A 24084-nucleotide genomic window follows, 5' to 3' on the forward strand; every position below is an offset into this window, starting at 1 on the left:
CAGAGCGCATTGCTACGCCTGGCACTTCACTCGCTTTGCGAGCAAAGCACCAGGCTAGGCAATGCGTCTGCCTAAGTACGCGAGCCCTGCACACCTTACTAATCGGGTTCCGGGTTCGCAACGCGGGAGTGGCTAGCTACGGTGAGGGCCTCGCCGCCTAAAACCGGCGGCAATGCCCTCACCTAGGCTACCCATCCCGCTAAGTGCGCGAGCCCTGCACACCTTGCAAAAACCCCCGCCGGCGTCATCGCGGCGAGGGCTTAAACCATGTGGGCCAATCTACTGGTTCCGGCGCCAGCGGATGACCAATTGCGTTTCGCTTGGGGGAGGTAACGCAATTGCGGGAGACTAGTATCCTTCCTAGTCACTAACAGTTAACCGCAACTAGTCTGAATAAGCAATGGGGTTAACCAAATTAATGGCACTTTTTTCGTCACCCTGTTGCCACCGGGTCCTGAGGCTTAACTGAGAATCGCCAGCACCGTGCGTGACAACCTGAACGTCCGGTGCGCGAGGTCACTGCACAATGCCCGCGGCGATCCGCCGGTTGCCGATCAGCATGACGAGCCCCCAAAGCACGGCGATGGCGCCGATGACCAGGAAGTACATGGCCTCGTGCCCCGGCGTATAGAAGTTGGCGGCCACTGCCGCCAGCCCGGAGCCGGCCGCTTGCGACAATGTGAACACCGTCATCATCTGCGTGACAAAAGCGGCCGGGGCGACGGCACTGGCCAGCGCCGTCCCGACCGGCGAGGTCAGTGTCTCCCCGGCGATGATCAGGACGTAGAACATCACGATCCACAGCGGCGAGACCCGCACGCTCGCGGCAAACAGGCGCAGTGGGATGATCATAAACAAGGGCCCGGCCCCCCAAAGCAGCATGCCAAGGCCGAATTTCAGACTCGCGCTGGGCTGGCGCCAGCCCAGCCAGGCCCACAGCGCGCTGATCACACTGCCGAACACGACGGCCAGCACGGCGGGGATGGTCTGAAAGCTCGCGGCCGACAGGTGCAGGCCCCACACGGTCAGGTCCACTCGGTCCAGCGTGTACAGCGCCAGGATCCCCGTCGCCTGACCGTACACCAGCATGGTGATCGTGTTGCCGATCAGAAACAGGCTGTAAGTTTTGACGTGGCGGGCGTCTTGGGGCGTGACCTTAGGGCTGCGAACAATGACCGCCACGTAACCGATCGGCAACAGAATGCTCAGCAGGCCCACGGCGCTGCTGAACCGGCCAGCGGTGAGCCAGCCACTCAGCAGCAGGCCGCCAAGCAGCGCGCAGGCGAGCCCCATGCCGCCCAGCAGCCGGCGGCCGAGCTGGCGGCGCTCCGCCGGCAGCAGCGGATCCGGTGCGGTCATCCCCAGCTCACCGAAGGCCCGGCGATTCAACAGCACGTACGGCGCCGTCGTCAGCGCCAGCACGACCACCGCGACCAGAAAACCGGCATTGTACCCAAAGTGGACCGCCACCGCCCCGGTGACGATCGGCCCCGCGGCGCCGACGTTGGCAATGATGTAAAGCAGCGTGAACGCCGTGCTGCGCATCCCCTGACGCTTGCGATAAAGCAGCCCCACCAGCGCGTTCAGGCTTTGGCCCGTCACCCCAGAGGCAATCACCTGCAGCGCCAGGCTGGCAAAAAACAGCGTGCGGCCGCCGTGCGGGACGACCAGCAGCGCAATGGCCACAATTTTCAGCAGGGTGCCGTACAGGTAGGGCTTGCGCAGGCCCACCAGCCGGTCGGCCGCGTAACTGCCGGCGATCCCGGCCACGTACCCCAGCGCGGAGAACACTGCCATGATCTGCGTCGCCGCGATGCGATCCAGCCCCAGGCCCCCTAACCGCAGCGGCTCGTACAGGTAAAGGATCATGATGGCACTGACGGCGTAGGTCGCAAACCCCGTGCCAAGTGACCCCAGTGCCATAAGTTTAAATGCCGGCGGCTGCCGACCGATGATGCCGCTGCTTTTTGCCACGTGCTGCCCCTTCTTTGCGTCCAATTATGGTTCAATATAGCACAGCAGTCGGCGCCTCAGCGGTGCTTTTGGCCGCTTGATTTGGTAAAGTGAAAGTAACCGCTTTAGAAAGGAGTCCGACATGGCAAAACGGCACTGGCACCTCTCCGCCCCCCAGGCGATCCTCGTCAGCTTCGCCGCGATGATCGCCATTGGCACCGGCCTCCTTAACCTGCCTTGGGCGAGCCAAAATGGCCAGTCAATTGGCTGGCTGGACGCCCTGTTCACCGCCACCAGCGCTGGCTGCGTCACGGGCCTGGTGGTCGTGAACACGATGCAGCACTGGACGCTGTTCGGCCAGCTGGTCATCCTCGGGCTGATCCAGCTCGGGGGGATCGGCTTCATCACCGTGGTTACCGGAAGCCTGGTCCTTTTTCGCCAGCGCATCGGGCTGCGCCAGCGGCTCACCGTTCAGGCCATGTTCAGCCAGGACTCGCTGGGCGGCATGGCGCGCCTGGTCCGGCGGGTGCTGCGCTACACGCTGCTGATCGAGGGCGCCGGGGCGCTTCTGCTGGCGATCGGGTTCTACACCGCGGGCCGCGGCTACACCCTGGGCGAATCGCTGTGGTACGGGGTGTTTCACGCCATTTCAGCCTTTTGCAACGCGGGCTTTGACATCATCGGTGAAAGCTCCCTTGCCGATTTTCAGGGCAGCTGGCTGATCAACCTGACCGTGATGGCCCTGATCACGCTGGGCGGGCTGGGCTTCACCGTGCTGCACGAACTGCAGCACCTGGTGAAAATGCACCGCGGAACGCTGCGGCGGCGTCTGCACCACCTCAGCGTCCACACCAAGCTGGTGGGCCTGGTCTCGCTGATCCTGGTGGGCGGCGGCACCGGCCTGCTGCTTCTGCTGGAATGGGGCAACCCCGGCACGCTGGGCGGGCTGAGTGCCCCGCACAAGTGGCTCACGGCCGCGTTTGAGGCGGTCACGCTGCGGACGGCGGGCTTTGCGACCTTCGACCAGGGCCAGCTCTCTGCCCTCAGCAAGCTGGTCGCCTGCGGGCTGATGTTCATCGGGGGCTCCCCGGCCGGGACCGCCGGCGGGGTGAAGACCATCACCCTGGCGCTGCTGGCGGCGGCCGTGATGTCGAGCCTGCGCGGCCACACCGGCCTGGTGATCTTCGGCCGCCGCATCCCCATGGCGCAGCTGCAGCGGGCCCTCGCCGTCTTTTTCGCCCTGTTTGCGGTGATCGCCGGCGCCGTGTTGATCCTGCACTTCACCGAGGCGCACAGCGCGTTTCGCCCGCAGCTGCTCGACCTGATTTTTGAAGCGACCAGCGCGACGGGCACCGTGGGGCTGACCACCGGCCTGACCCCCGCGCTGTCTTCGGCCGGCAAGGGCGTGATCGCCGCCTGCATGTTCATCGGCCGCCTGTCCCCGCTCACCCTGGCCGTCGCCTTGACCCTCAAGGAAAAAGGCCACCGCCACGCCGCCGACTACCCCGCCGCCAGCGTGATCATCAGCTGACCCCTCGCCACTTGAAAGGAACGGTGACCACCATGCCGCACGCCCACAGTTTTGCCGTCTTCGGCCTTGGCCGCTTCGGCACCAGCATTGTCCATTCTTTAGCCGAACATGACGTGGAGCTCCTCGCCGCCGACCGGGAGCTGACCCGCGTCGAAGCCGTCGCCGACCTGGTCGATCAGGCGGTCGTCGGCGACGCCAGCGATGAGGATTTTCTCAAGCGGGTCGCCATTGAACACTTCGACGTGGTCGTCTTTGCGATGGGCGAGCAGTTCGAGGCCAGCGTCATGGCCACCATGCTGGCCAAGGAGCGCGGCTGCCGGCGCGTGGTCGTCAAGGCCCTGGACGCTCGGCAGGCCAAGATCCTCAAGCGGATCGGGGCCGACCAGGTCGTCCTGCCGGAGGTCGAAATGGGCGCCAAGATCGCCCACAAGCTGATCAACGCCAACATCCTTGACGTCTTCGACCAGATCCCCGGCGTCAACATCACCGAGCAGCGCCCCGACCCCGAGTGGGTGGGCAAGACCTTGGCCCAGGCCGACGTGCGCCGAACCGCCGGCCTCGAGGTCCTGGCGCTGATCCGGGCCGGCCACACCCAGATCCCGGTCAACGCCAGTACGGTACTGGCCGCCGCCGATGTGCTCCTCACCGTCGAGAGCAAATAAAAACAGTTCGCCAACATCAGCTTAACGCTGAGTGGCGAACTGTTTTTGCGTACCGGTGCAGTGCCTACTTGGCTGCCTTGCGCGCTTCTTCGCACGCCTTGACGATGGACGGGTTCTTCGAGTGGCAGTCCTCGATCATTTGCAGGTCTGCTTCGCTAAGCTTCAAGTCGTAAGTCATGTCTTATCCCTCGGTTCGTTATCAAAGATAGTTTTACTGTACCACGCCCGCGAACAGATGCAAGCCAAACGCGAACAGCGACGGGGTGCATTACCGCCAACATGAGGTCGTGATTCGGCTTCTGAAGGCGCCGCGCCGCTCCCAAAAGGGCCTAGCCTCCAGATTAAGGCTAGGCCCAAGAGTGGTGCTACCGTTGACGCTTGCGTTCGCCCGCAAAGCCCAGCAGGCTCATCAGCGCCATCAGCGCGACGCCGACAATGCCCAGGCTGCGGTTGGTTCGTTCACCCGTCGTCGGTAGCCGGCGGCCAAGCGCGGCTTCGGTTGACTGGCGGCCAAGTGTCGCTTGCCCTTTCAGCTGGCCTTCTGCATCAAAAGCAGCAGATGGCTGGTTCGTGGCAGTTGTCTCGGTGCCACTTGGCGTCTGCGTGGCAGTGGTTTCCTGGCCCACCGTAGCTTCTGGGGTTTCGGTGGCCGGCTCGTCGGCCGTACCCGACTGACCATCGCCCAACGGTGGGTTAGTGGTCGATGACCCGTCTGTCGTCAGTTGTCCTTCAGGGTTCGTCGGTGGGGTCGTGAGCCCTTGGTCGTCTCCGCCCGGTTGATTGCCATCGTTTGCTGGCGGCGTCGTGGTCTGCCCGCCGCCATTCGGCTGGTCGCCAGTCGTTGACGGTGGATTCGTGGTGCCGCCGTCGGTCGGGGCTGCATCGGCTTCATAATTGAAGGTCACCGTCATCACGTTGCCTTGGTAAGTCCCCGTAATCGCCGACTCACCAATCAGGTGGTACCCGGCAATTGTTGGTGCAGTTTCGGCAAAAGCGGTCCCCTGCTGACCACTCGTCGTCTTGGTCGCAATCAAGGTTGCCCCAGTCGCAACGTCGACGTAGCGCACAGTCAGCGTAACCTGCGTCTTGGTTTCATCGACGACCCGGCCGTCCGGCAGGTAGCTGAACGTCAGATCCATCGTGTTACCCTGGTACGTCCCCTTGGCAGAGTCAGCGCCTTGGATCCGGTAGCCGGCGATTACCGGTGCCGCTTCGGTGAAAGTTGTGCCCTGAGCACCAGTTGTGACCTTGTCCGCTTGGATCGCTTCGCCGGTCAGCACGTTGACATAGTGCACCGTCAACGTGGCGGGCGACGCTGTTTCGTCAACTACTTGGCCGTCTGGCAGGTAGCTGAAGGTCAGAGCCATCGCGTTACCTTGGTATGTCCCGGTCTCAGAACCGCTGCCTTGGATCCGGTAACCAGCGATTGCTGGTGCCGCTTCTGTGAAGGCGGTGCCTTGCGCAGCGGTTGTGACCTTGTCCGCTTGGATTGCTTCGCCAGTCAAGACGTTGACATAGTGCACAGTTAACGTAGCCGGTGTCGCAGTGTCATCAACCGTCTTACCATCTTGGAGATAGGTAAACGTCAGGTTCATTGCGTTGCCTTGGTACGTACCCTTGGCAGAGTCGGCACCTTGGATCCGGTAACCAGCGATTTCTGGTGCCGTTTCTGTGAAGGCGGTGCCTTGCGCAGCGGTTGTTACCTTGTCCGCCTGGATCGATTCGCCAGTCAAGGCATTGACATAGTGCACTGTCAATGTTGCCGGTGTCGCAGTGTCATCAACCGTTGTACCATCTTGGAGATAGCTGAACGTCAGGTCCATTGCGTTGCCTTGGTATGTCCCTGTTGCGGAGTCGTCACCTTGGATCCGGTATCCGCCAATCGTTGGTGCCGTTTCCGTGAACACCGTACCTTGTGCGCCAGTCGTTACCTTATCAGTCTGGATGGTTTCGCCAGTAGACACATTGACATAGTGCACCGTCAGCGTCGTTGGATTAGCAGTTTCATCAACCGTCTTACCATCTTGGAGATAGCTGAAGGTCAGGTTCATCGCGTTACCTTGGTAAGTCCCCGTTGCGGAGTCGTCACCTTGGATCCGGTAACCAGCGATTGTTGGCGCCGTTTCAGTAAATGCTGTGCCTTGAGTGCCAGTCGTTACTTTGTCCGCTTGAATTGATTCGCCGGTGTATATGTTGACATAGTGCACCGTCAGCGTGGCCGGCGTCGGGGTTTCATCAACCGTCTTACCATCTTGGAGGTAGCTGAAGATCAGATTCATCGCGTTGCCTTGGTACGTACCCTCGGCAGAGTCGTCACCTTGGATACGATAACCAGCGATTGCTGGTGCCGTTTCTGTGAAGGCGGTGCCTTGCGCAGCGGTTGTGACCTTATCTGCTTGGATTGTCTCACCGGTCAGCACGTTGACATAGTGCACCGTCAGCGTTGTTGGTGTTGCAGTTTCATCGACCGTCTTGCCATCTTGGAGATAGCTGAAGGTCAGATCCATCGTGTTACCTTGGTAAGTCCCCGTTGCGGAGTCGTCACCTTGGATTCGGTACCCAGCAATCGTTGGTGCCGTTTCAGTAAATTCTGTGTCCTGAGTACCAGTCGTTACTTTGTCCGCTTGAATCGATTCGCCAGTGTACATGTTGACATAGTGCACCGTCAGCGTCGTTGGAGTAGCAGTTTCATCAACCGTCTTGCCATCTTGGAGATAGCTGAAGGTCAGATCCATCGTGTTACCTTGGTAAGTCCCGTTTTCGGAGTCGTCACCTTGGATTCGGTACCCAGCAATCGTTGGTGCCGTTTCAGTAAATTCTGTGTCCTGAGTGCCAGTCGATACTTTGTCCGCTTGAATTGATTCGCCAGTGTACATGTTGACATAGTGCACCGTCAGCGTCGTTGGAGTAGCAGTTTCATCAACTACCGTACCGTCTGGCAGATAGCTGAACGTCAGATCCATCGCGTTGCCATGGTACGTACCCTTGGCAGAGTCATCGCCTTGGATCCGGTAACCCGCGATTGTTGGCGCCATTTCCCTGAACGCAGTACCTTGATTGCCGGTTGTCACCTTATCCGGCTGAGCAGGCTCACCTGTCACAACGTTAGTATAGTGCACCGTCAACGTTGCAGGCGTCGCAGCATCATCGACGACTTGCCCATTCTTGTCATAAACGAAGGTCAAGTCCATCGCATTGCCTTGATACGTTCCACTGACCGGCGTGTAATACTGAGGATGATAATTTTGAATTTCAGGTGCAGAAACGGAGAAGTCGTCACCAATTCTACCGGTCTGCGTTGTTGGACCGGCGATTACGTTATTGTCAACGTCCACATAATGCATGGTCAAAACGGTCTTGGTAGCAGTCTCGTCCGGCACTTGCATATTCGGCTGATAACGGAAAAACACATCATCGGCGTCTTTTTCCGTCCCATCATCGGTGTCTTTTGCCATCACATCCATCACTAAACTGACAGTGCCCGGCATCAGTGAATAACCGCGAATCACTGGGGCCGATGCCGTGTACAATTCGCCCAGGTTCTTGGTGATTTCGCTACTTGGCAGGAGGTCCTCACCACTTAAGTTATTGACATAGTGAACATGGATCGTTTTCGTCAGCGCCTTGTACGTAACTGTGACTTCTGGCACCAAAAGCTTGCCGTCAACGTCAACCGTTGCGGTCCCTTTGAGCTCGTCATCAGTGGTCTGCCGCTGGTAATAGCCAGGAATTGTCACCCCGTCGACCGTCGACTTGAGATCATAGTCTGCATCTGTCGTCGTTGGGAAAGTGGTATCGTCGTGTAACTGATTACCATTAAGGTCAACATAGTGAATCGTTAATTTCTGAGCATTTGCTGTGTAAACGACCGTTACGTCAGGTACCTTCCCGTCAGAGTTCAGCTTGGCGGTACCTTTCAATTCCTCATCAGTGGTCTTCCGGGTATAGCCTGGGATATCCACGCCATCGACTGTCGACTTAAGGTCATAGTCCGCATCAGTGGCTGTCGGCACGCTACTGTCTTCATGCAACGTCTTACCATTGACATCGACATAATGGACCGTCAAATTCTGAGCATTTGCTGTGTAAACGACTGTTACGTCAGGTACCTTCCCGTCAGAGTTCAGCTTGGCGGTACCTTTCAATTCCTCATCGGTGGTCTTCCGGGTATAGCCGGGAATATCCACCCCATCGACTGTCGACTTAACATCATAAGTCGCATCTGTAGTCGTTGGCACTGTGCTGTCATCGTGCAACTTCTTGCCCTTATCATCGACATAGTGAACCGTCAGATCCTGAGCATTTGCTGTGTAAACGATCGTTACGTCAGGTACCTTCCCGTCAGAGTTCAGCTTGGCGGTACCTTTCAATTCCTCATCGGTGGTCTTCCGGGTATAGCCTGGAATCGTCACCCCATCGACTGTCGACTTAAGGTCATAGTCCGCATCAGTGGCTGTCGGTACGCTGCTGTCATCGTGCAACGTATTGCCCTTATCATCGACATAGTGGATCGTCAGATTCTGGTCATCCGCCGTGTAAACGACTGTCACTGCAGGGACCAAAAGCTTACCGTCAGTACCAAGCGTTGCCTTACCTTTCAGCTCAACGTCAGTGGCCTTTCGCGTATAACCTGGAATCGTCACGCCATCGACTGTCGGCTTGAGGTCGTAATCTGCATCAGTGGCTGTCGGTACGCTGCTGTCATCATGCAACGTATTGCCCTTATCATCGACATAGTGGATCGTCAGATTCTGGTCATCCGCTGTGTAAACGATTGTCACTGCAGGAACCAAAAGCTCACCATTCGCATCAACCTTTGCCGTACCCTTTAATGCGTCATCGGTTGTTTGCCGAGTGTAGCCTAGAATCGGCACGCCATCTACTGTCGACTTGAGATCATAGTCGGCATTGGTGGCTGTCGTCGCGGTAGTGTCATCATGCAACTTATTACCCTTGTCGTCGACAAAGTGAATCGTGATCGTTTTTGCGGCCACCCGATACGTCACGGTCACTTCTGACTTCACAAGCTTGCCATCTGCGCCGATCGTCGCGGTCCCTTTCAGATCCGCATCAGGCGTTTCCCGTTCGTAACCGGCAATTGCCACATTATCGACCGTCGACTTAAGATCATAAGCCGCATTGGTGGTCGTCGCGGCAGTCGTATCTGGATGCAACGAATGGCCTGATTCATCGACATAGTGAATCGTCAGCGTCTGCGGGTTTGCTTTGTAATAGAAGGTATAGCTATTTTGCGTCGTTGACAGCGTCAGGTTGTCGCTCGTCTTCGTCGGAGTGTAGCCAGCGACAGTCGCTGCGGTCACCGGATACTCATACCCCACGATCCCGTTATCGAACTTTTGCGCCGTTGCGAGCGCCTTGCTGTGGTCCGCGTCATCCACGAAGTTCACAGTAAAAGGCACGGTCTCCGGCGTGAAGTACAAGTTGATATTTTGGATCTGCGAAGTCGTGATCGTGTACTTCGTAGCGTTGTCTGGCAACGCAGTGTAACCGTCAATCTTTGTGTAGGTATCCTCGGTAAGAAAAAGCGGATCACCGATATTACCTTGCAAAGTCAATGGTTTCTTAGCATCTTTGTTGGTCAGCACATTAATGAAGTTAACGATCACGCTCATCGGCGTTTGCTCGTATGTGAAAGTCACTGTCTGGTGTGGCTCTCTGGTTACGGTGTAGTCTTTTTCTTGGCTATCCTGTTTCGGCTTATACCCCGTGATCATCATCGGCTTGAGCGTCAACTTACTGCCAGCGTCGGCCATAATCGTCCGGTCAGCGGCCAATGTGTTACCATCTTCGTCTTGATACTTCACTGTGATGATGCGCTGCGCCTCCGCCACGCGCGTGTTCAGGTCGGCCGTCTTGGCGCCCAAAATGGTCCCGTCTTGGGCTTTGGTGTAGTTGAACACCAAGGCCTTGGCCGTCGCGGCGTCAGTCGGCGTGTCTGTCACTTTGACCGGGAATTCAACGTTCACAGAGGCTTTATTGGCCAAAGTTGGCACAGTGAAAAGAATGCTCTTCACACTTCCCCAGTCGCTGATGACGCTCCCGTCGGTGAAGCTCGCCAATTGCGTTGCAGACAGCGCCTGGCCGTCAGTGCCGGTCACCTTGCCCGTGCTGTATTGTACCGTCACGCCGGCAGGCACCGTAATGGGGCCGGTGAGGTCGAGAGAATACGCATCCCCATCAGCTTTTTTCGGTAAGGTGACTAAACCGTGGTAATCCAGATTGGTGTTGGCACCACCGTTATAAATATATTCGCGGATCGAGCCGGTCAAATCATCGGGATAGAAACTGGCGGTGTCGCCATCGCCACTGACATAAGCGTCTTCAGCATCAGCCTTGATACCAGTATCGAGCATTAATTCGGTCGGCGCGGTGATTTGGAAAATCTTGCCAGCAGAAAGTGCGGATTGACGCCCTAGCTCATCCAAATAAGCCTTCGTGTAACCGGCGTTTTGAAGGAGCGTCGCAACATCCCCCCAGCCGGCTTGGCGCAACTGATCAAACGTCCAGATTCGGCCACCACTGGTCGTCCAGGCGTTGGCATCAATATTGTCATCATTGATCCCCATGAAGACAGGTTCCTGCTTGGAGTCCCCCATCTTGATCTGAGTGTCTGGTGTTACATCAGCGTTCACTTTCATGTTGATCTGAATGTGATTGACTTCAACGCTAGTGTTGTACTTTTTATTAAGCGAATCATTAACGCTGTATCCGGCAGGAACATCGATACGCAGATAGCGGTGGCCGTTAAGCGTCACCACAGAGGTGTTATCCTTGAATTTGTCGGTCGAGACAAACGTGGCGTGATCCAGCAGCGGGACGAAGTAGACCGATGGCTGGTCCAAGATGTTATAAGTCGTCAGATCCCATTGGTCGAAAGGATAAAAACTGAAGGCAGCATCTTTATCTGCACCACGCAGCGGATCACCAGGCTGATAAGGTCCATTGTTGCTCGACCCATCCAAATGTGGGCCCGCACTCGTAATCGCATGTGAGTCGGTGACGATCACTTGATAATCAGTCAAATTAGTCGTTGTCCCGCCAATCTCAGAAGTCGTCGGGATCGTGTAAGTTTGAGAGCCGTTTGGCGGCGTCGCGACCGCCAGAATCGGCGCCAGTTTGACCTGAGAATACGAGGTGTTCGGCAGTGAGGTGAAGTTTACCCCAAAGGTGGCGATCGTTGTATCAGTATCAGGCATCCAGGTATAAACGGCACTGCTGTCTCGGGCCAAGCTATTCAGGTCTGCCGTCGCCAGTACGGCACCGTTGGCATCATAAGCCGTCAACGTCGCCGTCAACCCGTAAAGCGCATCTGCAGGACTACTGCTGGAAACTTTTAAACCGGTGCCAATCATGTTGGCAGGCACCTTGAACGTCATATTAACCGGCTGTTTCATCGACTTCGTGACGTCTAACGTTAACCACGACGAGTTCATCACGTTATAGGTCCCGACATCAGTCGGACCGACATAATTGGTGACAGGCTTCGCGGAAACTTCGTACTTGACCGCCGGATCACCAACGATTGTTGCCTTGAAGGTGTCAAAAGTGCCTTGGATATGCCCATAGACTGTGTCACCGCTAACCGAAGCAGGCGTCGATGCCGTTTGTGTGCCTTCGCCGCTGGTGAACTTGCCCACCAGAAACAATGGTCGATTGAGCTTTGCCGTTGCCGGGGATGCCGCTTTATTGAGCGTGAAGACCACAGGTGCCCCAACACTAGCCTGACTTACATCCCAGACACTCGTCAAATCGTCGTCATCATTACCGATCAAATGTGTCGTGGCCGTGTTGAATTGCTGAGTGGCCGCCGTGTCGAGTTGATACGTGGTCGGCACCGGCATGGTGATCGTTAAATTGTTGTATTCTGCCACGGTAAGACCGGTCTCATAACCAAGGTCGATCCAACGGACAAAGTCATCCCCCACTTGGATGTCACTAGGGACTTTGCTACTACCAGCATAACTGTAGCTATCATGAATGTCGTCATGGCCTTGATACAAGCTATAGCCGCTAACATCCGCCAGGCGATAAGTTGCCTTCATCGCCACTTGGCCTGTGACGTTTTTGTTGACAGCTACCGTCGCGTTGTCTTGATAAACCAACTGGGGTTTAGCCGGCCAATAAGCCGCTTGGATCTGCATGTCAAAACCCAACGACGATAGCGTATCCGTCGTCACCGTGTAGGTTACCGTGTTCGTCGTTTGCACTTTAGTGGCACCGCTCAAATTAGGCGCGGAGTCGATGGCTTTAAAGTTCGGCAAGGTGATGGTAAGCTTATCGCCTTTGACCAAATTGCTGGCGACAATCGATAACTTGTCTTTATCCTGGGTTCCGGAGACGGGTTTTGTCGTCGGATAGCCGGTCAAACCGGCGTATACTTCTTCGATGCTCGTCTGCCCGTTGACCGTCAGTGACGCCGTGCCACGGCTGTCTGACGTTTGCCCCAGCAGAGACTTGTAGCTCACAGTCGGGGCGCTGGTTATCGGCTTAGCAGCTGCCGTGTCGGCATTAGTTGCTACCGCTGCCGCCTTAGCCGCAGCCGCCGTCGCAGTGTCACCTGCCTTAACCGCTGTTTCTGTCTTTTGAGAAGCCGCGTCCAGGTCTGCGTTCGTCACTGCCGCGGCGGCCTGGGCATAGTGCACCGTCACGTCGCTGTTTGGATCAGTGGCAGCCACCTTGGCCGCGGGCACCTGGTCCTGCTCGGCAGTCATGCCGTTCACTGCGGCGGCAGCAATCGCCGCAAAGCCCAGCTGACTGTCGGTCTGCTGCCAGGTCTGCCCATCATCATTGGACGCAAAATGGGCCGATTGGACAACGTCAGTTGACACGGTTTTCCCGGTCTCATCCACAAAATGAATCGTCCGGGTGACCACCTTGAGGGTGACGGCTTGCGCACTGGCGCTAGGTTCTTCTGCCACGGCGTCTGCCGCGCTGGGCGAGGTCGCATCCGCCCGAACGGCGCTCGGCTTGCTGAAGCCGAGCGCCGCAATCGTGATCACGGTCGCCCCTGCAATGACCCACTGGTGCTTCGCCTTATAGAGTCTAAATCGCGTTTTCTCTGTCGTGAGACCGGTTCGTTTTTCTCCCATTTCAATCCCCTCCAGTGCTATTAGCCAACTCTTTCCGCCTTTATTTTAAACCACCGGAGTATGAAAAACGATCAATATTCATAAAATGATTAATAGAAAATGCAACCGGGCTAACCTCTTGAATACCCGGCCGGCTCGTCAAAACTCACGCCGAAAAAATCGTTACTGAAGAGTCGTTGCTTCAGCCCGCAGCCGATGCTGCCACCGCGGTAGGCATCACCCAAGTCGATGCGCGGCCGCCGGCTATTGACAGCCCACTGCGAGTTGCCCACACTTGAGGTTGTTAACTAGGGAGGACCTGCTTGTGGACTGGCTACTCATTCTCATCCCCGCGTTCTTCGCGGCGCTTGTGCAAGGCATCACCGGCTTTGGCTCGGTGATCATTATGATGATCTTCTTTCCCGCGATCCTGCCCATCGCAGAGGCGGCCGGGCTGGGCGGCGTGGTCATGCTGAGCTGCACGGCCAGCCTCGCGTGGCGCTACCGGCGCGACTTTCACTTCAAGCAGGTCATCGGGCCGTTCCTGATATACGCGAGCGTGGCCACCTGGTCGGTCCACCTCGGCAGGGTGCTGGACACGCACGTGCTGCGCCTTTTGCTGGGCGTGTTGCTGGTGGCGCTGGCACTGTACTTCATTCTGGTCAAAAGCGCCGGCGATCGCCGCTACCCACTGGCCATCGCGCTGGGCTTCATGGTCATCTCAGGCTTTTTCAACGGCCTGTTCGGGATCGGGGGGCCGCTGATGGCGCTGTATTTCCTCTCGCTGTCGACCTCGGTGCCGACCTACATGGGCAACCTGCAGGGGTTTTTCCTGCTCGATACCATTTACATTACCAGCGTGCGCGTCGCCAGCGGGATCCTCACGCCCGCGCTCATCCCCTACATCATCGGCGGGATCATTGCCGCCACCCTGGGCACCGTCCTGGCCACCCGGCTGTCCGCCAAGTGGGACCTGACCCAGATCAAGCCGCTGATCTACGGCTTCATTGGCCTGAGCGGACTGTACTACCTGTTTTTCTGACCGCCCTTGCCACCAAAAAAACGCACCACCGGCGTTTCCCTGCTGCTTGTCAGAGAAAATGCGGGTGGTGCGTTTTTGCGTCAAGCAATGAAATTCACCACAGATGCGTCATCGGCCCGACCATGTACAGGCCAAAGGCCATCACCAGCAGGCACAGGGTCGTGGCGACCACGCGGTACCAACCGTGCATCCGGTATTTTTCCGGCAGGGCCTTGGCCTCCAGCAGCAGCAAGAACCCCAGCACGATCGGCACCAGCAGCGCGTTGATCACTTCGACCGTAACGGCCAGATCCACTAGCTGGATGTTGGCCAACACCAAGATGGCGCCGATGACGTGCGCGCCGATGTAGATCAGGTAAAAGCCCGCGCTTTTGCGGTTAAACGGTTCGTTGAGGCTGTGCGGCCAGCCGAGCACCTCGGTCAGTCCCCAGGTGCCAGCCAACGCGACAACCAGGGCGGCGACCAGTGACCCGCCCAGCAGGCTGGTGCCGATCAGCAGGTTGGCCGGCAGGGCGCCAATATACGGCGCCAGCGCGGTCGCCATCTGCCCCACGGTGGCGAAGGCCTCGCTGCCGCCGTGCTTGCCGACGGTTGCCGCGAACGTCACGATGAACACGATCATGATGGCTTGGGTGATCAGCGTGCCCACGGCGGTGTCGCGGCGCTCCTGCGGAATATCGGCAGCCGTCAGGTGCTTGTCCACCACGGCCCCTTGCTGGTAAAACAGCATCCACGGCATGATGACCGCGCCGACGTTGGCCGCCACCAGGTACACGTAGCTGCTGCTCCGCCACGGCACCGTGACCAGCCCGTGCATCAGATCGCCGAGCTGCGGCTTCGCCATGACCATGGCGATGACAAACGCGAACTCGGCGAGGCCGACCATCACGCCGATTTTTTCCACGCGCCGGTACTCCCCCAAAAAAGCGATCCCGACCAGAAATGCCGTGGCGAGCGGGATCGTGACCCACTTGGACACACCGAAGAGCTCGCCGACCCCGGCGATGCCGATGAATTCGGTGAGCAGTGCCCCGACGGCGGAGATGCCGAGGGTGACGGCCGCCAGCCAGGCCCAGCCGCGGCCGAAGTACCGGCGGATCAGCGTGCCGTGGCCCTCCTGCGTGATGATGCCCAGGCGCACCGTCATCTCCTGCGCCATGAACAGGACCGGGATCAGGACCAGCTGCGGGAGCACCATGGTGTAGCCCCACTGCGCCCCGGACTGGGCGGCCGTGATCAGGCAGCCCGCGTCCGTGTCGGCCAGCATGACCAACAGGCCGGGGCCCCAGACGGCGAGCCAGCCGCGGCCGCGCCGCTGGGTTTTGGTTAAAGTGTCCTTCTTTTCGATGATTGCCACTCCGCTCTGACGGCGCTTGGCCGTGCATTAAAGAATAGGCTTATTGTACTACCAGAACGGTTAGCATTTGGCGCAAAATCGCAAAGCCACTCCGGGCGACGCGCGTTGAGCCCTGGCCGGCCGCACTATTTTGCAGCAGTCGCGCGCATCAGCCGGGTCTGCCAGATCAGCACCCCGGCCATCAGCACCGTGAAGGCCAGGATGTACACCGGGTATAGGCTGATGGACACCGCGCCGGCCAGCAGTCCAAACAGCGGTGGGGCAAAAGTCGAGCCGACGTACGCCGACGCCATTTGCAGACCAATCACCGCCTGGGAGTGGTCGGCGCCAAAGGAGTGCGGCGTTTCGTGAATGATGGTGGGATAAATGGGCGCACAGCCCACCCCGAAGACCACGAGACCAACCAGCGCGGAGATCACGGGCAGCGGCAGCAGGATCAGCAGCACGCCGCCCAGCATAACGCCCGTTCCAAGGCCCAGCATGCGCCGGTCGCCCAGCCGATCGGCGATAATGCCCGACAGAAAGCGGCCCACCGTGATGCCAATGTAAAACAGCGCCGCGAACCGCGCGGCCGTCGTCACGGCGACCCCCCGGGCCTGAACCAGGTAACTGGCCGCCCAGATGCCAGCGGTGGCCTCCAGGGAGCAGTAGGCGAAAAAGGCGATGAGGACCTGCTTGATGCCGCGCAGTTGCAACAACTGGCCCATCTTCAACGGCTTGCTGGTCCCTTTTTCACTGGCCGCGGTTTGCGGTTTGGCCCACAGCGGGAGACTCGCGATCAAGATGAAGGTCAGCACCACCTGAATGATGCCGATGATGCGATACCCGGACTGCCACCCCAGCTGGTGGGTCAGCGCGTAACTCATGACGTTCGGGCTGATGGCCGCGCCCACGCCCCAAAAGCAGTGCAGCCAGTTCATCTGGCGGCCCTTGTAATGCAGCGCCACGTAATTGTTCAGCGCCGCATCAACGGCCCCGGCGCCCAGCCCGTACGGCACGGCCCAGACGCAAAGCCAGATGAAACTCGGCGCAAGCGAGAACCCAAACAAGGCCAGCGCCGTGGTCGCGACGCTGGCGGCGGTCACCTTACCCGCGCCAAACCGCCGCGTCAGCCGGTCCGACAGCAGGCTCGAAATGATCGTGTCCGCCGAGATCAGCATGGTGATGATCCCGACGTAGCTGGTCGGCACCCCCAGCTGCGCGTGCATCGCCGGCCACCCGGCCCCAATCAGGGAGTCCGGCAGGCCCAGGCTGATAAACGCTAAATAAATAATTCCCAGCAGTAAAGAAAACATATACCCCTCCGTGTGCGTCAATACTGGCAATTCTAACGGAGTGAGGGGCAATGTCAACGGTTTCAGTGTTACCCATTCGTCACCAGTGTCAGGGGGCACGCGGCTTCGGCGATCCAGGTGGTGCTTCCGCTCACCCGGCCTTACGATGTCTCACACAGGCGCGCGCCCTATTAAAAAGTGCAAAATGGACGAAGGGCACGGTTAACGGATTACAATCCTTTCCTCACAAACCCGTTATGTCATTGTCATCAGGATCAAGTGGTTGACATGATACATTAAGCGAGCAGAAAGTTGAAAACGGTTGGTAAATCCAAACCATAGTGAGGTGGTGCCTATGCGCATGAATCACTCACCAGTGGAAAGGAGGTGCCTGATTGTCCGTTGCTGATGCGATAACGCTCATGCTAATGTTTGGCGGGTTTATCCTGTCTCTCATCGGCCTGATTGTCGCCATCATTCAAGCAATTGTCGACAAAAAAGACCGCTAGTAAACTTCTGGCAGGAGGTTTAGCGGTCTTCGACTATTCGAACTAAATGCCAACCGTCTTTAACGGTCTGCAGGGGCGACGTGCTGAAAAGCGCGTCGCCTTTTTCTACGCCTAAAGTATAACATGGAAGAGCGGCATGAGAAAGAAAATCATCGGCTCATCCTGAGTCTCAATCAACGTCTCTGCTTGATCTCGAAGCCACGACCCGCCGGCCTAATCCGCGACCTCAACTGTCGAGTTCTCCCCGACGATCGTGACTTCGGCCTGCTTGAAGCGCAGGGCGAAGAAGTCGGCGTGCGCGGCGTACTTCGCGGTCTGTGGGTACTTGGCCTTATACAGGGCCAGCTGCTCTGGGGTCGGGTCGATCTTCTGGACCGTCGCCTTGCGGACCCGGGCCACATCGTTGTTGCCAAACTGCGGGGTCGCAAACGAGGCCTGGCTGTGCTTGCCGATTTCTGCGACTTTCTCGGCGTTGGCCGCGGTCATGAACAGCTCCTGGTTGGTGGCCTTGTCGTAGACGCCCAGCACGATGCGCACATCAGGCGCAGTCCCGTCTTCCGTCAGGGTTGCCACCGCGATTTGTGACGCTGCATTAAAAATTCTCTCTAGATCTTCCGTATTAGCCAAAATAATCCCTCCAATAAATATGACATCTTCGGGCGAGCTAAATTCGTTCGTCAAGATAAATGGTAAGCGGTTACGGTCCGAATTACAAGTCACCGCCATTCGGGTATCGATCACACTCATTGCCCGGCCAGTGCGTACCCCCTGGACCGCCGAAGCAGAATCAGCAAAGTTTTCTGAAAGAATGGGGTCATGGACATCCACCCTATTTCCCCGTATGCTGAAAGGACTGCTGTCAAAAGCGGGGAAAGGGTGAAAATGCTGGTGAAACGAATCGTGATCGGCGGCTACGGGCTGCTCTGCAGCGTCGGGTTAGGGAGTTTTCTCGGCGGCTTTTACCTCTTGCAAGGGACCTTGATCCACCTCGTCGGCCTGGGCACCACCTGGCGGCCGGTGTTCAACGCGGCGTGGCTGCTGCTGATCGGCGGCCTGATCTACCTCGTCCAGTCCACCACCGGCCAGCTGCCGCGGCCCCTGGGCTTGATCCGCGCGGACCTGGCGCACACCGGGACGACCAACTACCGCTATCTCCTGCTCCAGCTGGTCATCCCCGCCCTGATCCTGACCAGCGGGACCAGCCTTGGCCCGGAAGCCACGCTGGTCAGCACAACGGTCCTGGGCGGCGTGTGGCTGGCGGAAAAGCAGCGCTGGTTGACCCTGCACTGGCAAGACGGGAAGCGCGCGATCCTGAAGGCCATGGCGGTGCCGCATCGCGCTTTGCAGCCGCGCCCGGCAACCAGCACGGCCTCGTGGTGGTCGCCGCTTGTCCTCGCTGAACTGGCGGCTGGCTGCTTTGCCTTCTACCTCACCTGCAAATTCGGCGGCGAGCCGTCCGTCCTCGTCCTGCTGGGCCGCGCCCACTGGGGGCTGCGCGAGTGGGCGTGGCTTTTGCCGGTCTTCTTGGCCGGACGGTTGGTCGGCCGCCTCGAGTTAAGGCTCATGGTGATGCTGCGCCGTCTGGTGCTGGGCCGGGTCCGCCGGCAGGCCAGCCTCCTGCTGCTTGGCGGCCTCGCTATCTACGCCGCCAGCTTGTGGCTCCCCGCCATCAACTACTCCGGCATGGCCAATTTTCACCTGCTGGCCGGCAGCTGGCAGCACCAATCAGCGACGTTTCTCATCGCAGCGGCCCTGGCGAAGCTTGCCCTGGTCACCCTCTGCCTCAACACCGGCTGGATCGGCGGCGACATTTTCCCCGTCCTGTTCTGCGCCACCGCCCAAGGCATTGCCCTGAGCCAGTTCCTGCCGGCCGACGCGGTCTTCGTCATCGCCGTGTTCGCCATCAGCGCCGGCGGGACGATCCTGGAAGCGCCACTGGTCGCCGGCGGAGTCATGGGCATCATGTTCCTGCCGCCGAACCTGCTGGGGATCTGCGCCCTGGTCACATTGGGCCTCTGGCTGGCCGACCGCAAGCAACACCTGCTGCTGGTCGACTGGGTCCACCAATGGGCCGGTCTGCTGGCAAAATAAGCGCCGCCGGGAACAAAAAAAGGAGTCGCAGCTGCGGCTCCTTCTTTCGTCTCACTTGTGGTACGGACTGCCGATCTGGATCATGAACGCCCGGTAGATCTGCTCCATCAACACCAGCCGCATCAGCTGGTGCGGCATGGTCAGCTTGCCGAAGCTCAGGGTGTCGTTGGCGCGCTTCATCACGGCCGGCGAAAGGCCCAAGGAGCCGCCGATGACAAAGGTGATGTCGGAGTGGCCGTACGTGCCGAGGTCCTCAAGCTCCTTGGCGAAAACCTCACTGGCCCGCTGCTTGCCCTCAATGGCCAGGGCGATGACCCACTCCTTGTCCTTGATCTTGCCGAGGATGCGCTCGCCCTCGACTTCCTTGACGTGCGCCATTTCAGCCTCGGACAGCGACTCGGGGGCCTTTTCGTCTGGGACCTCCACGATCTGGACCTTGGCGAACTTGTCCAGCCGCTTGCGGTACTCGGCGATGCCGTCCTTGAAGTACTTCTCCTTCAGCTTGCCCACACCGATCACTTTGATATTCATCTATGTCACCTCTAGCGCTCAGTATACCTGAAAAGGGCCACGGGCCGCAGGATGTTCACAACGAAAAGACAATGTAACGATTTATTTGGCCATTTTTACACACCATCCCCCACTTTAGGAAAGCGTACTCAACCGCGGGCGAAAATTGAAAACGCCGCTGCGCCGGCCTTATCTTGCACGTTCTTACTGATTTTTACCGGTCATCACCCACTTTTCCATCGTTCGGAGTTTACACGAGTTTTACAAGGCTTCCGTTGTACGCTTTCTGAAAGAGGCGCAAAATAGAAGAGTTGAGTCACTTTTGGAGTGTGGACATTTATGACTGTAATCAGAAACATTGCCAAGGACCGGGTGCTGCAGATCACCGCCTTCCTAGTAGTGCTAAGCTTGTTCGCGGCCAGACCGAAGTTTTCGGACATCAGCTTCGATACGCTCTGGTCGATCCTCGGGATGATGACCGTCATCCAGATTTTCGAGTACCTGCACATTCTGGACTATTTTGCTTACCGCCTGACCAGCCTCGCCGCCAATTCGCGGCAGCTCGTCACCATGTTCCTCGGGCTCGCCATCGTCGCTGGGATGTTTCTGACCAACGACGTCACGGTGATCACCCTCATTCCGCTATACCTTGAAATCGCCAAGAAGTACGAGTTGCCGGAGATCCTGCCGGTCACGCTGATCGGGATGGCCGCCAACTTCGGCAGTGCCTTCACCCCGTTCGGCAACACGCACAACATCTTCCTGATGAGCCACTACACCATCGGCATCGGCCAGTTCTTCAGCTGGTCGATCCCGCTGCTCATCGCGTCGATCGTTCTGCTGGCGGGCTTCACCTTTTTCATTAAAAAAATCAAGCTGCCCACCGTGGCGTTCCAGGACATCCACATTCAGACCCGGCCGACGATCATCACGGTGATCGTGGCGCTCCTGATCTTCGCCGGGGTGCTCAAGCTCCTGCCGTCCTACGTCGGCGCCATCGCCGCGATCCTGCTGGCCAGCCTGTACAACCGCGAGATCATGAAAAAAGTTGATTACGCGATCGTCCTCACCTTCGCCGGCTTCTTCGTCATTGTGTCCGTTCTGCAGCAGATGCCGTGGATCGTCGACTTCATCTCCGGCCTCGTCAGCACCGACCACTCGGTGTTCCTGACGTCGATCCTGACCAGCCAGCTGATCTCCAACGTGCCGTCGACCGTCCTGATCGGGAAGTTCACCAACTACGCCGCGGCGCTGTTTCTGGGTTCAAACATCGGCGGCCTGGGCTCGGTGGTCGGCTCAATGTGCAACCTGCTGGTGTACAAAGAATACGCCACCTGGGGCAACGGCCACGCCGGCAAGTTCCTGCTGGGCTTTCTGGCCTTCAACGTGATCGGCCTGGTCGTGCTCGGCTGCATGGGCTGGTTGATCCTCGACTTCATTTACTAATATCAAAAGCCGGCCGCTGCGCGGTGTGGGCTTTTTTAACGCGCAAAGCGCCGCGGATCGATGGTGATCCGCGGCGCTTTTTGGTTCTATTGGGTCAACTTGAGGCGCACCGCCCGGGGCAGCGCGCTGGCATTAATTTGGTGCCAGGACACGACGGATTGCCCCTTGGCGCGCAGCTTCAGATAGGTGTGCGGGGCCAGGGGGCGGCTTTCGACTTGCACCAACAGCTGGCGGCCTTGACCGCGCGCCGAGACCCCGGTCAGGCGGTAGCGATAATCCCGCCCGCCGTGGCGGTTTTGGACCCACTCCACGCTGCAGCCGCCCGCTGCCGCATACATGGTCTGCGTCGGCACCACCGGGTTGTAGCGGTCAAGCAGGTCCGCCGCGGCGGTGGGCTGATTCCGGGTGACTAGCGGCATGCCAAACAGCACGATCCCCACGAGGATCACAAATGCGCCCACGTTGCAGGTTGCCTGCCTCATCCCACTCGCCCCTTTCGCCCTTTACTTTACCGGGTAAACGAAGGGCGCTCATGGGGCTTGAGGTGTAGTTGCAGGCGGGCCTGAGATGGATTTTTGCCGTGAAAAAGGCGCGGGCCGCTTGCCTGCGCCTTAGTCGCGTTCCACAAAGCAACGCCCAGACACGCAAACGCCCCTGCACCGCGATTCGAAACGCACGAATCGTGATGCAGGGGCGCCTGCGTTTTGGGCTAAAACCGCTTTGTGTCTCAGCCTGTCTTCGCCATTCTCATCCGCTCTACAGGTCCGCTTTACAGGTCAGCGCCGTCGCTGGCAATGACCTGTTTGTACCAGTTAAAGGAGTCCTTACGACTGCGCTTCCAGGTGCCGTGGCCCTGGTCGTCCGCGTCCACGTAGATGAAGCCGTAACGCTTCTTCATCTCGCCGGTCGAGGCACTCACGACGTCGATCGCACTCCACGGGCAGTAGCCGATCAGGTCGGCGCCGTCTTCGGCGACCGCCTTTTCCGCCTGCAGCAGGTGGTCGGCCAGGTACTTGATGCGGTAATCGTCGTGGACGCTGCCGTCCTTTTCGACCTTGTCAAACGCGCCGAAGCCGTTTTCGACGATCATCATCGGCTTGTGCCACCGCGCCGTCATCCAGTTGATGCTGTAGCGCAGGCCAACGGGGTCGATCTGCCAGCCCCAGTCCGAGCGCGGCACGTACGGGTTCTTCTCCTGGTTGCTGGCCTCGTCGAAGTCCAGGTCGGGATTGTCGTCCGCATACTTGACCACCGCGGAATTGTAGTAGGAGAAGCCGACAAAATCGACCGCGCCGGCCTTGAGGATCGCCTCATCGGCGGCGGTGATGCCAACGTCGTAGCCCTTGCGCGCCCAGTACTTCTTGATCCAGGCTGGGTACTCGCCGGTGGCCATCACATCGCCAAAGTAGTACCGGTAATCCATCGCGCGCTGGCAGTACAGCACGTCTTCAGGCCGCGCGGTCAGCGGGTAGATCGGGTTGAAGGCGATCATGTCGCCGACTTTCAGGGTCGGGTCAATGGCGTGGGCGATCTGAACAGTCTGCGCAGACGCCACGAACTCCAGGTGCGCCGCCTGGAACATTTTCTCTTCCCAGTTGTCGCTGGCCTTGAGGATCAACCCGGAGTTTTGCAGCAGGGGGTGCGGATCACGCCAGGAAGTCTGGTTATTGATCTCGTTAAAGGTCATCCAGTACTTCACCTGGTCGTGGTAGCGGCGGAAGCAGGTCTCGGCGAACTTGGTGAAGCAGTCGACGACCTTGCGATTGGCAAACCCGCCGTACGCCTTGACCAAGTGCATCGGCATTTCAAAGTGAGACAGGGTGACGATCGGTTCTATATTGTACTTGTGCAGCTCGGCGAACAGGTCGTCGTAAAACGCCAGCCCCGCCTCGTTAGGGACCGCTTCGTCGCCGTTCGGGTAGATCCGCGTCCACGCGATCGACGTGCGAAACGCCTTGAACCCCATCTCGGCAAACAGCTTAATGTCTTCCTTGTAGTGCGAATAGAACTCGACGCCCCAGTGGTTGGGATAGACCTTGCCGGGCAAAACCTCGGCGTCCTCGACGCGCGGCACGCCATTTTCACCGGCGCGCATTGTGTCAGCAATGCTGACCCCCTTGCCGCCTTCCTGCCAGCCGCCTTCGACCTGGTGCGCGGCGACCGCGCCGCCCCACAGGAATCCTTTTGGCATCTTGTAACCTTTTGTCATCTGTCTGACTCTCCTTAATCTTAATCTGCTCGGGCGCTGGGCGCCTGGCTTGGTGCGGTGGTACTCGGTGCGGCAAAGTGGACCAGTTTGCCGGGCCTAACTAGGCTGCGGGTTCGCAACGCGGGAGTGTGTAGCTACGGTGAGAGCCTCGCCGCCAAAGTACGGCGGCAATGCCGGCGGCTGCGCTGATCGTCTGCCTAAGTGCGCGAACCTTTCGCACTTTAATCTAACTGGGCTGCGGCGGGCAACGCCCGAGCGCTCAGCTACGCTCAGGGTCTCGCCGCCAAAGTACGGCGGCAACACCCTGAGCTAGGCTGATCGTCGGGCTAAGTGCGCCCGCCGCAGCACCTTCTTCTAACTGGGCTGCGGCTCGACAACGCCCGAGCACTTAGCTACGCCCGACGCCTCGCC

Annotated in this window: 14 protein-coding genes; 6 read left to right on the forward strand and 8 right to left on the reverse strand. The window is 58.7% G+C overall.

The features are described from left to right. Positions 1-516: 516 nt before the first annotated feature. Positions 517-1974: a peptide MFS transporter gene (locus tag EKM85_RS06525; RefSeq protein WP_125585467.1), complete on the reverse strand. Its 1458-nt coding sequence runs from the start codon at positions 1972-1974 to the stop codon at positions 517-519. A gap of 121 nt (positions 1975-2095) precedes the next feature. Between EKM85_RS06525 and EKM85_RS06530 the strand changes: the two genes are divergently transcribed. Both EKM85_RS06530 and EKM85_RS06535 read left to right on the forward strand, forming a co-directional pair. Next, on the forward strand, positions 2096-3484 hold the full coding sequence (locus tag EKM85_RS06530) for a TrkH family potassium uptake protein (RefSeq protein WP_125585468.1): 1389 nt from the start codon (positions 2096-2098) through the stop codon (positions 3482-3484). A 32-nt stretch (positions 3485-3516) separates the two neighbouring features. Continuing rightward, positions 3517-4146 carry a potassium channel family protein gene (locus tag EKM85_RS06535; RefSeq protein WP_125585469.1) on the forward strand — a complete coding sequence of 210 codons (630 nt, stop codon included), beginning with the start codon at positions 3517-3519 and terminating at the stop codon, positions 4144-4146. Between the two features lie 365 nt (positions 4147-4511). Here the strand turns inward: EKM85_RS06535 and EKM85_RS06540 are convergent, their stop codons facing one another. Further along, positions 4512-13256, reverse strand: a complete 8745-nt coding sequence (locus EKM85_RS06540; RefSeq protein ID WP_125585470.1) for a MucBP domain-containing protein — start codon at positions 13254-13256, stop codon at positions 4512-4514. A gap of 304 nt (positions 13257-13560) precedes the next feature. Here EKM85_RS06540 and EKM85_RS06545 point away from each other — a divergent pair, with 304 nt between their 5' ends. Further along, complete coding sequence (locus EKM85_RS06545) at positions 13561-14277, forward strand: sulfite exporter TauE/SafE family protein (RefSeq protein WP_125585471.1); 717 nt, start codon at positions 13561-13563, stop codon at positions 14275-14277. Between the two features lie 94 nt (positions 14278-14371). Here EKM85_RS06545 and EKM85_RS06550 read toward each other — a convergent pair whose 3' ends face one another. Both EKM85_RS06550 and EKM85_RS06555 read right to left on the reverse strand, forming a co-directional pair. Further along, on the reverse strand, positions 14372-15628 hold the full coding sequence (locus tag EKM85_RS06550; RefSeq protein ID WP_225418948.1) for an NRAMP family divalent metal transporter: 1257 nt from the start codon (positions 15626-15628) through the stop codon (positions 14372-14374). A gap of 131 nt (positions 15629-15759) precedes the next feature. Beyond that, positions 15760-16929 (reverse strand): MFS transporter, encoded by a 1170-nt coding sequence (locus tag EKM85_RS06555; protein WP_125585472.1) that lies wholly within the window; start codon positions 16927-16929, stop codon positions 15760-15762. A gap of 374 nt (positions 16930-17303) precedes the next feature. On the opposite strand from EKM85_RS06555, the gene EKM85_RS06560 reads away from it, so the two are divergent. Then, positions 17304-17417, forward strand: coding sequence for a putative holin-like toxin (locus tag EKM85_RS06560; RefSeq protein WP_125585473.1), 114 nt, complete (start codon positions 17304-17306; stop codon positions 17415-17417). 213 nt (positions 17418-17630) lie between these two features. Here EKM85_RS06560 and EKM85_RS06565 read toward each other — a convergent pair whose 3' ends face one another. Next, positions 17631-18044: a pyridoxamine 5'-phosphate oxidase family protein gene (locus EKM85_RS06565; RefSeq protein WP_164510698.1), complete on the reverse strand. Its 414-nt coding sequence runs from the start codon at positions 18042-18044 to the stop codon at positions 17631-17633. 255 nt (positions 18045-18299) lie between these two features. Between EKM85_RS06565 and EKM85_RS06570 the strand changes: the two genes are divergently transcribed. Continuing rightward, a complete protein-coding gene (locus EKM85_RS06570; protein ID WP_125585475.1) occupies positions 18300-19508 on the forward strand; it encodes a chloride channel protein in 1209 nt (402 codons plus the stop codon). 51 nt (positions 19509-19559) lie between these two features. On the opposite strand, the gene rlmH is transcribed toward EKM85_RS06570, so the two are convergent. Further along, positions 19560-20039 (reverse strand): 23S rRNA (pseudouridine(1915)-N(3))-methyltransferase RlmH, encoded by a 480-nt coding sequence (gene rlmH, locus EKM85_RS06575; RefSeq protein WP_125585476.1) that lies wholly within the window; start codon positions 20037-20039, stop codon positions 19560-19562. A gap of 318 nt (positions 20040-20357) precedes the next feature. Here rlmH and EKM85_RS06580 point away from each other — a divergent pair, with 318 nt between their 5' ends. Then, entirely contained in the window at positions 20358-21464 is a 1107-nt protein-coding gene (locus tag EKM85_RS06580) for an SLC13 family permease (RefSeq protein WP_125585477.1), read from the forward strand. A gap of 86 nt (positions 21465-21550) precedes the next feature. Here the strand turns inward: EKM85_RS06580 and EKM85_RS06585 are convergent, their stop codons facing one another. After that, positions 21551-21946: a YxeA family protein gene (locus tag EKM85_RS06585; protein WP_125585478.1), complete on the reverse strand. Its 396-nt coding sequence runs from the start codon at positions 21944-21946 to the stop codon at positions 21551-21553. A 287-nt stretch (positions 21947-22233) separates the two neighbouring features. Then, positions 22234-23673, reverse strand: a complete 1440-nt coding sequence (locus EKM85_RS06590; protein ID WP_125585479.1) for a 6-phospho-beta-glucosidase — start codon at positions 23671-23673, stop codon at positions 22234-22236. Positions 23674-24084: the final 411 nt, after the last annotated feature.

The sequence above is a fragment of the Lacticaseibacillus jixianensis genome (genome assembly GCF_003946485.1).
In the GTDB taxonomy this organism is placed as follows: Bacteria; Bacillota; Bacilli; order Lactobacillales; family Lactobacillaceae; genus Lacticaseibacillus; species Lacticaseibacillus jixianensis.